The organism is Chitinophaga sp. S165, from assembly GCF_003182155.1.
In the GTDB taxonomy this organism is placed as follows: Bacteria; Bacteroidota; Bacteroidia; order Chitinophagales; family Chitinophagaceae; genus Chitinophaga.
On the sequence record NZ_QGTG01000001.1, the window covers coordinates 331,882 to 351,695 of the forward strand.

The 19,814-nt window shown below is 41.8% G+C and carries 14 protein-coding genes and 1 pseudogene; 14 read left to right on the forward strand and 1 reads right to left on the reverse strand.

The window, feature by feature from the left end; translation table 11 throughout:
- Positions 1 to 22 precede the first annotated feature (22 nt).
- From C7475_RS01260 to C7475_RS01330, 13 genes and pseudogenes are all read left to right on the forward strand, one after another.
- A complete protein-coding gene (locus C7475_RS01260) occupies positions 23 to 1,681 on the forward strand; it encodes a hypothetical protein (RefSeq protein WP_110050196.1) in 1,659 nt (552 codons plus the stop codon).
- On the forward strand, positions 1,678 to 10,374 hold the full coding sequence (locus C7475_RS01265) for an RHS repeat-associated core domain-containing protein (protein WP_146217431.1): 8,697 nt from the start codon (positions 1,678 to 1,680) through the stop codon (positions 10,372 to 10,374). Before C7475_RS01260 ends, C7475_RS01265 begins: the two co-directional genes overlap by 4 nt.
- 34 nt (positions 10,375 to 10,408) lie before the next feature.
- Entirely contained in the window at positions 10,409 to 10,783 is a 375-nt protein-coding gene (locus tag C7475_RS01270; RefSeq protein WP_110050201.1) for a hypothetical protein, read from the forward strand.
- A gap of 152 nt (positions 10,784 to 10,935) precedes the next feature.
- Complete coding sequence (locus C7475_RS32870; protein WP_158286380.1) at positions 10,936 to 11,073, forward strand: hypothetical protein; 138 nt, start codon at positions 10,936 to 10,938, stop codon at positions 11,071 to 11,073.
- Between the two features lie 262 nt (positions 11,074 to 11,335).
- On the forward strand, positions 11,336 to 12,361 hold the full coding sequence (locus C7475_RS01280; RefSeq protein ID WP_110050206.1) for a hypothetical protein: 1,026 nt from the start codon (positions 11,336 to 11,338) through the stop codon (positions 12,359 to 12,361).
- A gap of 8 nt (positions 12,362 to 12,369) precedes the next feature.
- Positions 12,370 to 12,840 (forward strand): hypothetical protein, encoded by a 471-nt coding sequence (locus C7475_RS01285; protein WP_110050208.1) that lies wholly within the window; start codon positions 12,370 to 12,372, stop codon positions 12,838 to 12,840.
- A gap of 476 nt (positions 12,841 to 13,316) precedes the next feature.
- Positions 13,317 to 13,628, forward strand: a complete 312-nt coding sequence (locus tag C7475_RS01295; RefSeq protein ID WP_233259740.1) for a hypothetical protein — start codon at positions 13,317 to 13,319, stop codon at positions 13,626 to 13,628.
- Positions 13,629 to 14,228: 600 nt separating this feature from the next.
- Entirely contained in the window at positions 14,229 to 14,489 is a 261-nt protein-coding gene (locus tag C7475_RS01305; protein WP_110050217.1) for a hypothetical protein, read from the forward strand.
- A 770-nt stretch (positions 14,490 to 15,259) separates the two neighbouring features.
- A complete protein-coding gene (locus C7475_RS01310) occupies positions 15,260 to 15,937 on the forward strand; it encodes a hypothetical protein (RefSeq protein ID WP_146217433.1) in 678 nt (225 codons plus the stop codon).
- Between the two features lie 5 nt (positions 15,938 to 15,942).
- Positions 15,943 to 16,350, forward strand: a complete 408-nt coding sequence (locus tag C7475_RS01315; protein WP_110050221.1) for a hypothetical protein — start codon at positions 15,943 to 15,945, stop codon at positions 16,348 to 16,350.
- Positions 16,351 to 16,837: 487 nt separating this feature from the next.
- Positions 16,838 to 17,065: pseudogene (locus C7475_RS33495) on the forward strand (RHS repeat domain-containing protein); the annotation flags it as partial.
- A 149-nt stretch (positions 17,066 to 17,214) separates the two neighbouring features.
- A complete protein-coding gene (locus tag C7475_RS01325; RefSeq protein WP_110050225.1) occupies positions 17,215 to 17,853 on the forward strand; it encodes a hypothetical protein in 639 nt (212 codons plus the stop codon).
- Entirely contained in the window at positions 17,825 to 18,226 is a 402-nt protein-coding gene (locus C7475_RS01330; protein WP_110050227.1) for a hypothetical protein, read from the forward strand. Before C7475_RS01325 ends, C7475_RS01330 begins: the two co-directional genes overlap by 29 nt.
- Before the next feature lie 153 nt (positions 18,227 to 18,379).
- Here C7475_RS01330 and C7475_RS01335 read toward each other — a convergent pair whose 3' ends face one another.
- The gene (locus C7475_RS01335; RefSeq protein WP_199236154.1) at positions 18,380 to 18,628 is read right to left on the reverse strand and encodes a helix-turn-helix domain-containing protein; all 249 of its coding nucleotides are present in this window, start codon (positions 18,626 to 18,628) and stop codon (positions 18,380 to 18,382) included.
- A 554-nt stretch (positions 18,629 to 19,182) separates the two neighbouring features.
- Between C7475_RS01335 and C7475_RS01340 the strand changes: the two genes are divergently transcribed.
- Positions 19,183 to 19,812 (forward strand): hypothetical protein, encoded by a 630-nt coding sequence (locus C7475_RS01340; RefSeq protein ID WP_110050229.1) that lies wholly within the window; start codon positions 19,183 to 19,185, stop codon positions 19,810 to 19,812.
- Positions 19,813 to 19,814: the final 2 nt, after the last annotated feature.

Sequence of the window (19,814 nt, forward strand, 5' to 3'; positions counted from 1 at the left end):
AATGAAAACTAGCAAGAGATTTATGAAATCATATATACGGTTTTTGTTGCTGACTATTGTTTTGCTGACAGGTGGCATCCGGAGGTTAAATGCCCAGGGTGGAAGTGGAGCAACTGCCTGCACCTGCGAGTGTTTAAGACCATTCTTCGATTACCTGATAAAATCAAACAGGTTGTTTATTCAGCCGTCTGACGGGATACTCGTTTCGGACCTACTTGAAGAGGCCCGAAATTCGGGCTATAGCGTGTCTTTTACGCAATGTCAGATACTATCGCGTAATGTTAATGGTTCTTTTTATGCCAAAACACAGGAGCCAAATGCTACGGTATACCGCGCAGTTATTGGAGACTGCACTGTTTCAATTAATTCAACTACAGGGCTTGCGGTAACATTTGCCGGTCTGTTAAGCGATGCCTGTGGCACGGATGGTACTGTCACTTACCATACGTCAGGAACCGGCGCTATCAAGGCTCGTCTGAAAGTTGATTCATGTCTGAATTGCACGGATGACGATGTAGTACGCTCTTGTTACAGCGCTGTTACAGAAAGCTCGGTGAACGCTTATCTATATGGGTTAGCTGGTAACTGGCGTCCGTCGCGCTCCTATGCTTACTATGACGACCGTAAAGAGACAGACCCAAGTCCGTCGGCGAATATATCTATGCGGACTGCAGGTACCATCAGCAATTTCAGGACCTTCTGGAAGTTCTCAGGAGGCAGCTTGCAGGCTATGCAGGACAATTCTCCGGATACCACTAAATGGGTATGGAATAGCGAACTGACATTGGTAAACAGGAAAGGGCTTGAGTTGGAAAACAGGGATCCTCTTGGGCGCTATAATGCGGGGCTGTACGGATACGATGACGCACTGCCCGTTGCAGTAGTACAGAACGCCAGATACAGGGAGATCGCATTTGAAGGATTTGAAGACTACGATTTTGGAGGTAATCCTTGTGACGCAGCATGCAGTGTTCCCAGGAGTTTTGATTTTTCTTTTTATAAAAATCAGCTTGATATAACGCAGCAGCATACGGGGATGTACAGTCTCCGTGTCGATTCCAGTGCGGGTATAACAGCCAGCATAAAGGACATAGAAGGAGAAGGATTTGGAATGACTTTTAACAGAGCGGATGTTAGTTGCGGTATAATTACTCCCGGCCTCGCGTCTATTAAAACAGATAGCGGAGCATTGTTACCCTCATTTTCTCCAATAGCAGGTAAGACGATCGTAGTGAGTGCCTGGGTAAAAGAACAGCAGGATTGCAAGGGCAATACGTATACAGGAAACTATATGGCGCTGGTGATTAAACAACCGGGCGACAGTAATACGGTTGTTGCACATCCTAAAGGAGCCATTATAGAAGGGTGGCAACGTTATGAGGAGGTAATAGCTATACCGGATGATGCCGTCTCGCTCTCACTGTTAATGAAAGCAACTGCCGGGCACGCGGTGTTCTTCGATGATATCAGAATTCACCCCTACAATGCTAATATGAAATCGTTTGTTTACGGACCTTCAGATCTTCGTCTCATGGCGGAACTCGATGAGAATAACTACGCTACCTTCTATGAATATGATGATGACGGTACGCTCATCCGCCTGAAGAAAGAAACGGAACGTGGTATTAAAACTATCACAGAAACGAGAAGTGCTCTCTTAAAAGAAAACATTGATCAATGAGCCCATTTTTATTATCCCTATATAATCTGAGCGCACCTGTTATGAGGAGAATAGTATGCCTTCGCGTAGCGCTGACAATCGTCTTATTGCTCATGCTAACTATTGCCGGACACGGGCAAACCGTTAAAACATTGAAAGAATTTTTGGACGGTAAGAAAGGGCAGATAGCAAAGGACTCCTTTGTAATGGTAAAAGATGATATTTATTTCGATGCAAGTAAGATCAATACATTAGATACACCTTACCTGGTAAAGAATATTATCACCTTAAAAATAAATGAATATGCAGGCGTACCGCTGCCGCAGGCTTTTACTGCACAGGTGTCCGTAAGGATCATTTATACAAGACCGGATTATCAGACGGACTCCATTGACAGAACACTGTCTATTAATTATGCTGATACAAGTAGCTACACAAGCAGAAGCAGCTTCGTATTCAGCAACGCACACATGGTGACAGCGAAGATTCTTGGTGTGACCACCACGGGCAGTAGTGATGTAAAGTCTGTGCTGCAGCTGGACAATGAAATGCAGGTATCTCCTGTGTATAAACTTTCCTGTTCCAATGACGCTGTAAAGGCTTTCAGGTCTATACAACCGGTATCGCCCAACAATGCCGATGAGTTGCGGGTTGAGTGGAACGGAGTGACCGGAGCGGATGTTTATGATCTTGAATGGGCCTATATAGATTCCAGCGCCTTGAAGGCTCAGAGATATGGTAATCCACTGAACCCTAATAAGATATTTAAGAATAATGCCTCACGTGTAACTGTTGCAGACAATAATTATAATATTCCGTTATTGTATGATGGCAAGGGAGCGCTTTATTTTCGTGTGAGGGCTGTACAGGAGAGGGCTGACAATGCACGTACAGAAACGAATTGGAGCTCTGATTTTGGCGGATTGGGCGCATTCGCTTTTAATGGGCATCAGGATTCATTGAACTGGCAGGCAACCACCAGCTTTGCAGAAGAAGGTAAGCGTAAGTCGGTAGTACAATATTATGATGGCAGCTTAAGAGGCAGACAGACAGTGACGAAGGACAATAGCACCAAAACCACTATAGTCGGCGAAACATACTATGATTATCAGGGAAGGCCCGCAGTACAAGTATTGCCATCGCCTACGCTAAATTCGATCATTAAATATTCTCCCGGATTCAATAGAGGTATCAACAGTCCGGAGTATGATAAAGGGCAGTACGATACCTTACCGTCTCCGGCGGCTTTTTTGACGGCAGCGGCGAAGCCCATGTCAGATAAAAGTGGTACGAATCAATATTATTCATCCGGCAATCCTGATACATCAGGCATTAATAAATTCATTCCTGATGCGGAGGGGTATGCCTTTACAGAAACGGTTTACACCCAGGATAATACAGGTCGTATCAGCCGGCAGAGTGGCGTGGGACCGGTATTCAGGATTGGAAGTACCCATGAAACTGAATATTATTACGGTTCTCCAGGAAATGGAGATCTGGACGCCCTTTTTGGTACAGACGTTGGCGATAAGTCGCACTATTTCAAGAACATGGTTAAGGATGCGAACGGTCAGTTTGCAGTGTCGTATGTGGACATGCATGGTCGTACAATAGCAACAGCATTGGCGGGCAAACCAGATAGTGCAAATTTATCCGATCTAACGTCCTATAAGGAGGAGCATGTTATTGATTCGCTGTCCGGAGCAGGCAGTAATATTATAAAGGACCTTACGCTTGAGAATACCCAGAGTCAGCTGGTAACAATAAAAGGAGATTATGATTTTAAATATCAATTAAAGGCGCCGGTTGTAAAGATCAATACCTGTAATGGTCCCGTTTGTTTTAACGGGCTGTATGACCTGGAGATCAGGATCACAGATGATGCTTACAATCAGCGGTTGGCAAGAGGAGCTTTTGATACGGTGTTCCGTAATTATAACCTGGATAGTATAAAAGCAGGCTGTAATATACCACCAAGAGATTTTAATATATCCTTTTCGATAAATCTGCCGAGAGGAAATTATGAGATCACTAAGCGCCTGACGGTGAACAGGCAGGCTTTGGAATATTACAGGGACAGTGTTTTCATGAAGATGGATACCTGTGTGAAGCTGGACGATTTTATCCGGCAACAGAGGGCGTTGCTGGCGAATGAGCAATGTGTACCTGATTGTAAATCCTGTAAGGATAGTGTGGGCACATGGGCTTCTTTCTGGGCCAAATATCCGGCCCGCATAGGACAACCCGTGCAGGATTCTGTATTGTACAAAACGCAGGCGCTGGCAGATTTTAATAAGGCTGTCGAGGCTTGCGGGGCATTGTGCAAGGACACTTCTGATGTTGAGGATATACTTGCAGCAATGTTGATGGATGTTTCAGCTCCGTCCGGGCAGTATGCAGATGTGAATGATACAACAAGCGTCTATTCTATTTTTTATCATAAGGATGAAACGGAGTTAGCTCCGTATGAGCGTGATAACGTTTATTACCTGGATGAATCAGGGCTTCCTGATCAGGTATACAACGACGATATACAGGCATATGTAAAACCTCAACGGCTGTCGCCAGCGATGTTTGCAGCTAAATTCAAGTCTTCCTGGGCAGCGGCATTATTACAGTTCCATCCTGAATACTACAAGTATCAGGCATATCTGCAGCGGCAAACAGCTTATGAGTGGGATAGAAAAGCCGAGGCTATTGATACATATGCCGAAGCAAAGAGCGCCGGATATCTGAATCCGACGGGTAATTCCGATTATTCATTCCCTATTGTACCAGCGAATAACGACCCACTTGCCAGCAGAGATGTTTTAATAAAAGATAAATTAAATCAGGTCCTGAAAAGTTACAACAAGGACGCTGACCCGGCTAAGCAGTTGTCGCTTTGGAGTGTAGCTACTATGACAGTGAAGTGCCAGGATGCACTTACTGCATGCAAAGAGTCGTATCGTACGCCAGACATGGCATTTAGTGAGACAAACTTATGTGAAGGAGATCGTGATATGGCCTGGCGGACTTTCCGTCAGCTTTATCTGATGGCAAGACGTGAGATACTTGACGGTGAGGTGGCAAATATTGGTGCTCCTGCGGGTGTTGCTATGGTAAGCAGTGCTCAATTGATTGCAGCTGGGAAGTCACCTCGCTTCAATACCGCGTCGGGGGGCTTATCCCAGGCTGGTTTAGATTTTATCAGGCCGGACAGGACAGAAAAAGAGCTGTCCGATTATATGAGTGATGCATTGAAGAAAAGTTATGAAGAAAATTGCAATGCATACGTAACGGCGTGGATGCAACAACTGGCTCCATGTAAATACGATTATAATTCTAATGACTGGGAGCAGCTTAAATCTAAATTGCTGGAGGTTTGTAAACAGGGAGCAGATATTGATCATCCTATGGGTGCGAGTACAGTTAGGCCCTCGAGCAGCTATAAATATAAAAGCTTTCAAGCGGTGTTAGAAGAGTATAATGTTGCGCATAATATCAATAATCCACTGGTATGTAACGCTTATCTTATTACGGCGCCAGCGCCATATGATAAGCAGCTTGCGTATGCGGATAAGGCGTCCTATACCCGTCCTTCAGATTGTGAGTGTAATCAGTTAAGTATGTTGCAGAAGGAGTATCAATTACGTAAGAAAACTGGTGATACGAATCTTGCAGTATATCTGAACAGAACAAGGGGGACGTCTTTTACGCAGGCGGAAATACAGGCGCTTATTGATGCATGTAGCATGGTCGGGACGGGGTGTGACTATCTGTCAAAGCCCATTTCGATACCAGTCGTTATGCAATGTAACTCTGCGGCCAGCTGTGCCTCATGTACAGAAGTAAAAGCGGCATATGATAGTTTTCAGACAACGTTCCCTGGTATCAGTCCTCAACGGACAGAAACAGATTCCCTACAGCAATTGAAGAACCAATTGTTTGCAGCTTATATGAACAGCCGCCTGGGATTTTCCAAGCAGGCCTGGGAGTATCTCAATTTTATTATTGACACGTGCGCACAGAATACGATCAGGGATAGTACCGTATGTAACCCGGCCAATCCGTCCTACCATACTTATAGTGAATTGTACGAGCGTAATGTGATAATTTCAGACATGGTGCGTACGCCGGATAACGGCTTTGTGCTGGCAGGTTCTCTTAAGGGCAGAGGAATAACAGGAGGAGGGGGAAATGCGCGAATGTTTTCAGATCCGGTCGTGTTTAGAGATACTGTTGCTTTACTGCTTAAGGTAGACAAGTATGGAGTGGTTCAATGGGCCTATAACTATCTAGTTGGTGAAGGTAATTACTTTTCGAAGCTTAAAACAACACAGGAAGGAGGTTTTGTGGCAATTGGCGCCGTCTGGGGCGTAGGACATGATAGCTCAGATATTTTCATAGTAAAAACAGATGGTGATGGAAACACGGAGTGGAGCCGGAAAATTGGCCTGAATACATCAATGGGAGAAACTGGCTGGGACATAATTCAAACCAGTGACAATGGGTATGCTTTTGCAGGAAGAACAAACAACAACTATGTAGATAGCACCGGCGACTGGTTGATAGGAGCATTGGATTCACGAGGGTACGGGAGGTGGCTTCGGCAGCTGGGAAATTCTAATATAGATGAGGCCTATTCACTCATGGAGGATCATGACACATTGGTGGTGCTTGGAAGTACTTTCCTGGCACACGGTGTTTGGCATGATTACGATGTTATGATTGCCAAAATCAATAAGAACACCGGTGTCGCAAACCAATTATTCAGGTATGATTTCGGGAGTGCACTGGGTACAAGTAATAACTATCCGAATATAGTTCAGGTGACATCGTATGGCTATTTATTTAACGTATCAAATGGTCTGGGTAATAATTTCAAGAATGGGATTGCCAGTGTTACCAAGTATGGAGATATTATTTCATCCAGGCAGCTTTCAAATCCCAAAGACAGCATGGTGGCCATAAATATGCCAATGCTGGGATCTGCAAATGGGGAAATCCTTGCGGTACAGAACGTGCGTACGAGACCTTACGGGATGGTGGCGTTTAATAAAATTGGCGCCGATTCATCTGTAGCCTGGTCAGACGGGATAAGCCTTGATAGTACTATCTATGCGAACGATATACTGGAGAACCGTGATGGGAGTTACACTGTGGGAGGGACCTATGGAAAATTCGGGTTGCTTATTTTTACACCTGTGTCAGGGAGGTTAAGCTGTAATAATGAAGTGCTAAAGGGTACTTCTTCTGGATTAAGGGTTACTCAGAACCAACTTGGAACTTTTTCAACTAACATAGTACGAGGCGCTGATTCTGCAGTATCGCCGCTCTCTGTTGGTATTGGTGAGGTTACCATATATGAGGCTGGACTTTCCTGCAACGGCGCGAACAATTGTTATAAGATACATGGTGGACCTTTGCTGTGTGGCAATGCGAATCCAATATTTTCAGATGTTGTAGACAGTAGTAATAATTGTTCGGACAATGAATACTTTGCGGTCAGCAAGGGTACAGAGCTGTACAATGCTTACAGGGATTCGTTGCGAACTGCTTTTGGAAACCTCTATGCTGATAGCTGCATACATGCTGGACAGCGGGAAGGCTATACTATGGGCTATGATATCAGTGAATATCACTACACATTATACTATTATGACCAGGCTGGAAATCTTCTGAAAACGGTGCCGCCGGCTGGTGTTATAGTGAACCGTTCAGCTTCCTGGCTGCAAAATGTAAGAAGTGCGAGAGCCGCTGGTCTTTCGAATACGCCTGCACATACATTGGCGACCAATTACCGGTATAATACTTTGAGCCAGGTGGTGGCGCAAAATACACCTGATGCGGGAACCAGCAGGTTCTGGTATGACAGGCTGGGTAGGTTGGCCATTTCACAGAATTTGAAACAACGATCACTGGCTGCATACAGTTATACGCAATATGATCAACTGGGCCGTATAACGGAGGTAGGTGAAATTAGTAGCAGTGCGTCTATGAACAACGGTATCAGCCGTAACGCTGTTAATCTTGGCAACTGGTTTACCAATGCATATAACAGCCGGACGCAGATTACAAGAACTGTATATGATGTTGCTAACAGTTTTCTGTCTGGTGATGTCCTTACGGCTGTTAACCTGCGTAACAGGATTTCCTGGACAGCTTTGTATGACTCATCGCCAGAGCAAGCTTCCGGTGATTATACCACGGCGACGTTCTATAGTTATGATATTCATGGCAATGTCAATACGCTTGTACAGGACTACAAGAAGGGGAGTATGCGTGAATCAGGAAGGAATCGCTGGAAAAAGATGGTATATAGCTATGACCTGATCAGCGGTAAGGTGAACCAGGTTGCTTATCAACCGGAAGAGGAAGATGCGTTCTATCATCGTTATAACTATGATGCAGAGAACCGGTTGACAAAGGTCGAAACCAGTGGTGACGGCGTATATTGGGAGAACGATGCTTTTTACCAGTATTACAAGCATGGTCCATTGGCACGAACTGTTCTTGGACAACAGCAGGTACAGGGGCTGGATTATGCTTATACGTTACAGGGCTGGCTCAAAGGTGTGAACAGCACGGCAGTAGGTGGTCAGTTTGACATGGGACATGACGGGACTAGCGTAGCCCGCGACGTTTTCGGATTCGCCTTGCATTATTATGGTGACAGGGATTATAAGACCCTGGGTAACGGACCAGGTCCTTTCGCATCTGTAAACGGGAGTGGGCTTAAGCCGTTGTTCAACGGAAATATTAGTGCTATCAGTCAGTCAATCCCTTCTGTAGGAAGTCCTTTACAGTATGCATATAGTTATGATGCACTCAATCGGCTAAAGGGAATGCAGGCCAGCAGTGGACTTGATTCTCTTTCGAATAAATGGACGCCTGTACAGCTGCCTGATTACAAAGAGGATATCAGCTATGACGCGAATGGTAACATTCTGACATACAGTAGAAATGGTAATAAGGCATCTGCCAATAAGCAAATGGATGATCTTACCTATAAGTATTATCCAGGCACAAATAGGCTAGAATATGTGCATGATGCGATTGATTCTTCCGCATATAGTGTCGATATTGATAACCAGGTTGGAGGGAACTATACCTATGACAGCATTGGTAACCTTGTCGCGGACGTGAAAGAAGGGATATCAGCCATTGAATGGACCTTATATGGTAAAATCAAAACTATCCTTAAGAAAGACGGTACCCTCATAAAATATACCTATGATGTGAGCGGTAACCGTATAAGCAAGAGTGTCAATGGGTTGGAAACCTGGTATGTAAGGGACGCGGCCGGGAATGTGATGGGCGTTTACACTAAAGGCGATCCGGGTGTAAATAACGGAATGCTTACGAAGTCAGAAACACATTTGTATGGTTCCAGTCGTTTAGGCGTTAATTCTTTTAGTATCAATGTGGAAGATAGCGCTTCGTATGAAAGTGTCTATATGCCTGGTTTAGGTTCAGGTTTAAATATTAACTTTACGCGTGGTAAGAAGGTCTTTGAATTAAGTAATCACCTGGGGAATGTGCTGGCGACTGTTAGCGATAAGAGGTGGCTGCAGTCTGGATGGTATGAAGCGGATGTAAGGTCAGCTCAAGAGTATTATCCTTTTGGTATGCAAATGCCAGGGAGGGGGTATAATGCAGGAGGTTATCGCTATGGGTTTAATGGGAAGGAGAATGATAATGAGGTGAAGGGTGAGGGCAATCAGCAGGATTATGGGATGCGGGTGTATGATCCGAGGTTAGGCAAGTTCTTGAGTGTGGATCCGTTAGGTCCCAAGTATCCATGGAACAGTAGTTATGCTTATGCAGAAAATGATCCGGTTAAGTTTATTGATCTTGATGGACTAGAGAAGTTCGATCCAGCTGCTAAACAACCTATAGGAATTACATACATAAGCAAAGCGACACTGCCATTAAGTGGGGTAATTGATGAAAAGCATTTTATAAAAGTTGGAAATTATCGTTTACATGGAGTTGTAAGTCAGGATGGTAAGCAATGGTGGTTGGCTAGGAAACAGGTAAAGGGTGGTTATGTGGATGATTATATAGTTGGAACTGATGCAGTAGGGTTATTTACCAGAACGAGAGATAAATTAGATTGGGCTGCGGGATGGGTTGAAAGGTCCGAAGGCAATGGAGGAGGTTTATGGGGAGCATACAAATCAACTTGGACCCCTCAGAATGTAGCGGCAGGCATAATGATAGGTATGGGAGGGCTCATTGCAGCAGGAGAGGTATCGGCAGCCCCTACTGTAAAGGATGCTGGGATTGCAGGTACTCGCACCGCTAAAACGTCTAATTACACAAATTATGGTGGGGAGGGAGTTGATCTTGCTGTAGCGCAATCGGCTGAAACATCCGAAGCTACCGGGTTAATACAACATGCTCTTCAACTTAAAGGAAGATTAGGTCCAGATGCAAATTTTAATTTTAGAGTAAAGTTTGAGTTAGGAGGCTGGAGGTATGAAGTTAGATCCCATGGCATAGATTTGGACGCAGCTGCTAAGTATCCCGGATCTAACTCAGGTAGCGGACCGACGTGGAGAATCGAGCGAAAATTGGTATTGCCACCAGGAAGTAAGGTGCAAGGCAGTGGAACATTCGAATTAGGTGCAAGTGGTACTTGGTATTCAAAGGATGCTTTGAAGGCTGGAGGTAACGCAGCTGCCAATGATACACATATTCCGCTCTGGAATATTGGACCCAATAAATAGAATTATTTATGATAAAAGGTAATAATCACAGAATATGTCTAAAGAAATAATTGATAAGATAAATTCCATTACTAAAGGGCTTCATTTCTTTGAATTTTCCGTTTTGTCTTATAAAAAGGGAATCCTTGAAATCGCAGGCAGTAAGGACATGATATACTACCGGAATATAAAAATCATATTTAGAGATGTTTATGCGATTATCGGTACTTTGGAATGGAAAATAATTCCTGACGAATTATGCGTGGATGTTATTCCATATGAAGATGCGAAGGATTTAACTTCTGGTTATTGGTTTTATAGTGACCTTAGCGTTTTCAAGTTCAACTGTGATGATACATTACCTACATATATCATTGCGAAGACGATTGAACTCGAAGAACAACTTTTAGCTCAATATGAATTGGAATGAGTTATTCGCTGTCATTATAAGTGAGTTAGTTGGTGTCGATGAAGAGTATAAAGGTTAAATATAAGAGGCGGTTGCCAATCCCGGGTACAAATAATTCGGTTAATATGCCTTTGAATGAAGGGAATAAGAAAATAACAGAAGAAACCAAGATAATGGCATCAGATTTAACAGAGGAAGGTCTGCTTGTAATGAACGCGGTCTATCGTAAGTGGATGGACAAAGTAGTCGATGGAAAGATCACTCCAGATGATTACAAATTATTAGATAAGGCGCTGAAAAAGAAAGCCTAAGTGACTTTTAATAGGGGTTAACCGTAAGGTTAGCCCCTAATTATTTAAGTATCGCTTATAATTTAGATTTGGAGAGGAAGGCATCCACAAGAGAATAAACACACTCTTTGTCTTTATCTGGTAGTTCGTTAATCTCATTTAATCGCTTTATCGTCTTGGGATCCTTAAGAATGTTAGTATTATCAATACAGATGAAAGAAAAAACATATATTAGGCTCAGTTCTTTGAGTAGAAAAAGTGTGCAAGGCCGTTGCAAGGATGAGTGGGATATAATGCTGGGGGTTATCGCTATGGGTTTAATGGGCAAGAGAAATCGAGCGAGATAGGAGATAATAATTATACGGCTCAGTTCTGGGAATATGATAGTAGAATTGGAAGGAGATGGAATATAGATGCAGTTTATAAACATAGTTCCTATGAAGCTTTTGCGGGAAATCCTATTAGTTACGCTGACCCTTCGGGATTAGATACTTTTAATTTTAACAGGCGGGTAACAACATACTATCCCAGCAATGGAGGGCGTCCAACAGGTACATCTACATTCGATATAACGCAGGTTCGAAGTGGAGGAGCAGATGTATTTATGTATAATCAGACAAATACGATAATCGATAGTAGAGGAGGAAGGACTACTACAACACGTACTGTTTTGCATCCAGAAGATCGGGAAAGTGCGGTTGGGATGACAAAAGGGCGCAATTTGTATTTTGATGGGCTAATAACCACAGAGCGAAATAATTATGATTGGGAGTCTATAGGTAAGCTTATGTATGCTAACGCCGGCTTTAAAAGTGAGATGCTTAGCCGTAATCCCAAGTCTGCCGAATGGATGTCCAATGCGTCCAGCATGGAAGTAATGGAGGGATTGCTACCTGTAGCCACTCAGATAGGAACGTTAGAATATAGCATCTTTAGTATATCTGCGTTTAATAAAGGTTTTTCTATTAATAATGGAGCTGGAGGCCTGACAAGGCCCATGAAAATAGAGCGGTATATTTATCAAGGAGAAAAGTTAGAGGATTTAATTGAAACAGCTCAGTTAAGAACGTTCAACACAGGACTCGAACATGCTATAGTTAGGCTTAGTTCCGGTGAAAAAGCGCTAGTAAGTGGCGGACCTCATGGAATATTTTTCCGAGCTGGGGAAATTAAGACACTCTTTGGTCATACTCATCCTGTTATTACTGGAGCAAGCGCAGGCGATCTCAATGCATTAATTTACTTGAATCAAAGTAAGCAATACATTTTTGAGGCGTTTAACAAGACACCTATTATTCTCAGAAAATAAAATCAATTATGGCAATTCTTATAGAAGGTCAAAGTGAATGTGTTATATGTAAGTGTAAATTGCAGGAATTTGAAGATATCATAATGTTTCCTCCATTAATATCAAATATAAATGATCGAATTTATCCCTTCAGTGATTCAGGGGTACATAAAAAATGTTTAACTAGACATCCTCTGGCAGCTGATGTTATCCACTATAGGGAACAATATGATCAGTTTAATAATAAGAGACCCATAATTGATGTGGAAGGAAATATAATTGAGAATCCAAGAGAAATTATCTCTTGGGGCCTGTTAACATCCGATCCATCTGAAGAGCTACATAGGTACAACTTTTTAACGCTTAATAGAAAAAGAATTGCTAATTGGACGGAACGAGAGAATTTTTTGATGACAGCAAAGAGGTATGTTAGTGATGGTAAATGGAAAAGCTATGGAGATTTTAACTTACTTGAATACTTAATAAATTTAGTTGAGTAAATAAGTAAAATAAAGATAGAATAGGGGTTATAATCGCTTCGAGATATTAAAGTATAAATAAGAATGCCAGGTAGTTACTGGGCATTCTTATTTAAGTATCGCTTGTAATTTAGATTTAGCAAGGAACGCATCCAGTAGCGAGTAGACACACTCTTTGTCTTTATCTGGTAGTTCATTAATCTCATTGAGCCGCTTCATCATCTTAGGGTCTTTAAGAATGTTGGTATCATTAGCTTCCCCCAATAAGAATCCCACGGTAGTATCCAGAGCTTCGGCCAACTTCCTGACCACATCTTATTTTGTAGGTACAATACTTACATGACGATGCCTAGTGTTTTGTTAGGCATTGTTCATTTAGGTCTTACTTGATAGGTGGTTATACTGCCGCCTTCTGGGAGTATGATCCGAGGACAGGTAGGAGATGGAATTTGGATCCAGTAACGGACGTAAGTATTAGCCTATATGCAACTTTTCAATTGGATCCTATTAGGAATGTTGATCCCTTGGGAGAGCAATCGTATGATTGGTATGCACGTAGGAATGAAAATGGTTCGATTAGCGTGATTAATTTATCTGGAGAACATGATGTGTCAAAATCTATTGTAGGACAAGATTGGATAAATGTAGAGGAAGATAATATTTCTGCAGAGCAGGCTCAAAATAACGCCAACAGCTATTTTTCACCAACGATGTCCCCTAATCGTTATCAGGGAAATTATCATGCGGATAAAGTGGGGGTGTCAAGTTTAACTGAAAGGTTAGCGTATTTTGATCAGACTCTTATATGAGTTCATATCTGAACGCCAAGAATATCTTGAAAGATCGAAGGTTAGCGTTCTTGAAAGTTGCGATATCTCAAATCGGAGAATCAGAATATTCTGGTGATAAGAATAATCCAACTATATTCACGTATCATGAGATGGGTAGTGGTGTGGATTGGGATGAAGGAACACCTTGGTGTTCATCTTTTGTGAATTATGCTTTATTGGTCGGTAATCTTGAGTTAGGGAGAACAAAGCTTGCTGCTTCCAATTCATGTACTTAAAAGCAAGTAAAGTTGGGTTGGAACAAGTGAACACACCCTTTTATGGATCGTTGATGGTAAGATCTGATAATGGTAACTTCAATGGAGGTACAGGCCATGTTGCTTTTGTGATAGGAAGTCAAGGAGGGTATTTGCGCAACTTATTTATAATCAGTATATTATGTGGTTAAGTAACGGTGCTACAGTAAACGTAGTTTTAAGAAGTAGGGCAGATAATGTTAGGGATTATCATTTTACTTCTTTGCCCAAAATTTCGTTAGGAGCGCCATTAGCGGCTCCTGCTACTAAAACTGCCCAAAAGCAAAAGGGAACAGATAGATAAAGTCTTAACAAATAAACAATTATGGGAATTTTTAATTTTTTATTGGTATTGATATTAATTAGTTCTTGTGGTAAAGCACAGAGTAATGAAAAGATTTTAGTGTTTTTAAAATCAAAAAATATCGATTCAGTTATTAATAACTGTACTTATCCATTTGATTTAAGTGCAGGTACGATGGTCGATGACGATACAATCGTAGACCAAGGAGTATTGAAGAAGAAATTAGTTCAATTATCTAAAAATAATTATTTTGATACTTTACTTAAGGGGAAAAACGGTTAAGGGGAATACAATTTATTTTGAATCCCATTCTTTTAATAGCAAAGGTGAGATGGAATCCGAATCAACAATAATGTTTAATTTTAAAAAGTCAAAAGAGGGAAGAGTTAAACTATATCAAATAGTTTTGGCGGGTTAACGGTTTTAATAAAAAGACAGAAGTTATAATAGAAGCCTCTTATAAGAGATGTGTTGTTTATATTTTACAAGCAATACTTAAATAAAAATCCCCGGTCCGTCAGACCGGGGATTTTTATTATTGAGCCGTTAAGTATAATATCTAGGAAAAGTGCTTTAGTGCATCAATAGACACCTCAATGATGAAAGAAAAACAATATCTTGGGCCAGTTCTTTGAGTAAAAAAGTGTGCAGGGCTGTTACAGCTGGATAGGCAGTGGAGTTTAGGGGGTATCGTTATGGGTTTAATGGGCAAGAACATACGAGTGAGCTAGGAGACAATAAATTATACAGCACAGTTCTGGCAATATGATAGTAGAATTGGAAGGCGGTGGAATATAGATGCAGTTTATAAACATAGCCCGTATGAAACATTTGCATCAAATCCGACTAGTTACGCGGCCCCTTCGGGATTAGATACTTTTAACTTTAACAGGCGGGTAACAACATATTATCCGAGCGATGGTGGGCGTCCAACAGGTAGATCTACATTCGATATAACTCAGGTTCGAAGTGGTGGAGCAGATGTATTTATGTATAATCGGACAAATACGGTAATCGATAGTCGAGGTGGAAAAACTACTACACATACTGTTTTGCATCCAGAAGATCGTGAAAGTGCTAATGGAATGACTACCGGGTTAAATCTGTATTTTGACGGGGCAATAACGACTGAGCGAAATAATTATGATTGGGAGTCTATAGGTAAGTTGATGTATGCTGATGCTGGATTTAGGACGGAGATGCTTAGCCGTAATCCCAAGTCTGCGGACTGGATGTCGAATGCATCTAGTATGGAAGTGATGGAAGGGTTAATGCCTGTTGCTGTTTCATCAGGGGTAGGAAGCTGGGCAGGCACGAGGTTTTTATCCACTAATTCTGCTGCATCTGGCGCCATCGCATATGGTAATGTTAATGATCCATTTCTTATTTATGCACAAAGAGCAAAGCCATACGAGAATTATTTAGATGTCGTGTTGCATGGAAGTCCTCGAGGAGTTTGGTATCGTCCAGACATGATGATTGATCATCGGGTATTAGCGAATTTAATAAGGAATAGTCCACAATTTGCCGGACAGCCAATTCGCCTGCTTTCTTGTAATACAGGAAGATTAGCAGATGGTTTTGCCAAAAATTTGAGTAATGCTTTGGGGGTAGGTGTTAGAGCACCAGAAGATATAATATGGGCATTTCCTGATGGAAAGCTTTCGATTGGCCCCACCTATATTGGCGGTAAGTCATTCGTTAATTTTTCAGTTGGTATAAAAAAATAAGAGATATGGATTATAATATGAATAATTGGCCGTTTCAATGGTTTGGTTTTTGGAAAGAATATGGAATAGGATATGAAAACTGCCCATCAATGCACAATTTTATTGACATAGAAGCTAATAGTAGGTATAATAAGCCGGCTCTTATAAGTTACCTGAAACATTCAAGCATCCTAGTTACAACTAGTGGTGCAAACTTTCCTTCACCAATTAGTGGTAAGGTGGGCAATAAAGAAGTAAGTATTAAAACCGATGGTAAGTGGTTATGGTTCGATGCAATTATATTATCAATAGAGTTCGATGGTTTAGTCATTCCTACAAGATGGTACAATGAAATTGAAGCAAAGGGATTTAATTGTGGTACTGTTACGGAGGATATGATTGCCGGGTTAAATTGGCCTCCTTTAAATAGTTGAACATTTGTAAGGTGGTATATGAAAACTGGATTGGGTGAGATAGTAAATGGAGGCGCGGCCGGCTGTGGCGCTGTGCTACGCACTCCCTCCCCAGCGGCCGGCATGACGGTGGTGGCAGATGACCGCTATTAAGCATCGGTTATAGCTGCCAGGCAGTAGACCGCTGACCGATCAGCAGATGATAAGGCTAGCGCGAACGTGAGCAGTAGTACCCTGGTCAGCACTAGTACTATCTTGCTTCCGTTGACAGGATAGTGGATGCGGTGAGCGTTAATACCAGGGCTGTACAGCAGAATAAAATCTATCATCAGGAAAACTCCTGGACATCAATAACGCATCCATTATCCTACCAAAGTGCGTGTTATTTTTTCTTTCAATTGAAATTACAGATGAAAGAGAAAACATATCTTAGGCTCAGTTCTTTGAGTAAAAAAGTGTGCGAAGGTAGGTTGCGTGTCGGGGTTATAATGCGGGGAGTTATCGCTATGGGTTTAATGGGAAGGAGAATGACAATGAGGTGAAGGGAGAGGGGAATCAGCAGGATTATGGATTTAGAATCTATGATCCGAGGTTGGGGAGGTTTTTTAGCGTAGATCCATTGACTGGAGACTTCGCGGATCAGTCACCTTATGGATTTGCGGCTAATAGCCCTATTCTTTTTGTTGATGCGATGGGATTAAGTCCAGAACTAGGAGGCCCACCAACTAAGACGTGAAGAACATATATACGAAGAGTAACATATCGGGAAATTCCAGAACCACCCCGAAATGACATTAAATCTATACTATACCGAGAATTTCTAGATGGTCGAAATTCGTTAATATAAGCTCAACGTTAGCTAGTGCAGGGTCTATTTGGACTTGGATGTCTAAAGCTGGCAATTATGATTATGCAGGTGCGGGAGCTTCTAGTGGTAAAGAAACAGATTTTTATCAGAATATAGAAATTGTCACTAATGATCCTTCTACATTAAGCAATGATTATTTAGAACAGGTAAGAACTCGAGTTTTAATAGGTACAGCGACGGATCAGGAGCGACTGTATGGGAAAGAACTTGAGAGAAGAGGCATGATGTCGACCGGAGGAAAGGACTTACGGTGTCAACGGGCTTCAGCATTTTTTTTCGAAAGTGGTAAAGCCAGTGAATCTCTTAATAGGTTCTTCAATGCTAGTGATTTTAGTAAGGCGGTTACAATCGAAACATTAAAGAAAGATAGTTATGTATGGCGTTTTGAACGCATTGGAGATGCTGAAGGAGAAAAACATTTTTTTACAGATGCCTACGGTGCTGATATGGGCGATGAATATGGGCCAGCAGCAGTGGGAATGCGTTCAAATAATTATACGCTTGTTAAGTATCAAGTATTGAAAGATACTAAAGTATTAAAATTTACAATCAATAAGACTGAGGTTCGTGGTGTAACAAATATTATAGCACAGAACTGCAAAATAATATTAAAAAAGTCAATGAGTAATGGAGGATGTTTTAAAATTAATAAATGAGGTAGTTGTAAGTATTAGATCAAAAGATAATGCATGTAGCTACTTTTCACAAGAAGAACTTAATAAATTTGAATTTATGTTTGAATTGTGTTTAAATATTATTAGATATGAGCTTCAACTTAGTAATCGATTATCAGATTCTACTGCTGATGCTATGGCTGTAATGTTTGGATTTATGGCCTTAGAGTATTATAAAAAAGACTATCCAGAAGTTGATAAGAAGTGTGAGGCATTATTCAATAAGCTTATTATTTATAATGAAAAATTAAGCAAACATGATTTACGTAGAAAAATTGGGTTAAAAGATATAGAGTGGGCTAGATTTTATAAAAGAACTATATCGAAGCTGTTGCTAAATAATAGAGTAGATTAGCTTTTACCTCTATCTAATAAATGATAAGCCCTAGGTCTAGATGAAGATCTAGGGCTTATCATTTATTGGATAGCCTTGAGTTTAACATTATTAATCATAGCATCAAGAGCGTAGAGGATACATTTTTTATCTTGCTCGGGAAACCTCGCGATATCATTTAATCTTTTGAGCATAGAGGGGTCTTTTAAGAGTTCCCTGTCTTCTGATTCCCCCAAAAAGATAGCCCACCGTAGTATCGAGTACTTCAGCGAGTTTTTTTACAACATCAATAGTTGGCTTTACCTCATCCCGTTCATATTTACCAATGATGGAATGATGTGATTCTACTTGTCTGGCCAGTTCAGCCTGGGAGAAGCCTTTAGCCTCTCTTGCTTCCCTTAGTTTTTTGCCAAAGCTGCTCATAATTCGCATTTATGGTATTGCGGGAATCGAACCCGCATCCAAACAAATCGAGGTTGATATTTACATAGAGACATAAAATAACAAATAAGTGCTTTAGCTGGTTGACGGAATCAGCAAAAGCATTCTCGCTGCCTCCTCGGGGCCGAGTAGAAAGCTGCGCCAGGCTGAGCGCAAGTGTTACGCTATGCAAGAGGCTCAAGCGCAGCCTGTCACAGTTGTTTGCGTCCCTCGATCTTTGTTCGCGCAACTCTCAGTGCGGCGGACTCGTATATTAGTTCTGATACAGTCATTCCTACGCTTTGGCTCGTTTATCCGCCACCAGCCTCGCTCCACGACCTTATCTTTTGTCTTTACCATGCGCTGCGTTCCTGGCTACAAACAAGATTAAGCGCGGTCAGTTATCGCTGCGTGTTACGCACTCACGCCCCGGCAGCATGGTGGATGATATTGTCTAGCACCGAGTGATAGTGGTATCTAAATTTTAGATTTAAAAAAAAAACCAACTCCTGTCACAAAACCCCGCTTTTGCACTCTATCTGCAAAACGCATATTTCATGACACAAGAAAGCAAACGACAGGCAATTAAAACGCTGCACTATTTCTCTGGCATCACCCTATCCTTATTTATTGGTATTCATCTGATTAACCATTTGTATTCATTTGCCGGACCAGAGGCCCATATGGCGCTGATGGAGAAATTCAGGAAAGTATATCGGCATCCGGTGATAGAAAGTATTCTGTTCCTAGTGGTATTGATCCAGGTCATATCAGGTGTTAAACTGTTGTTCAACCGGAATGCAAAAACAGTAGCAGAAAAGATACAGATATATACAGGGCTTTATCTTTCGCTCTTCCTGATAGGTCACGTTGGTGCAGTCATAGAGGCTAGACTGGTGGAAGACCTGGACACTAATTTCTATTATACAGTAGCAGGGCTGAACATGAATCCAGCTACCTGGTTCTTCATCCCTTATTACTTCCTGGACGTTTGTGCGATTAGCATGCACATAGCAGCTATACACTATTTGAAGACAAAGTCAAAGAAGGGAGCTTATCTGATTGGAGGCACCGGTATTCTGGCAGCAGCGCTTATCATTGCAGGATACACCAACTTTTTCCAATGGCGGGAAACACCACCAAAAGAACGTGCATTTATAGAGAAATACTTTGGTAAAGGTTATTGATA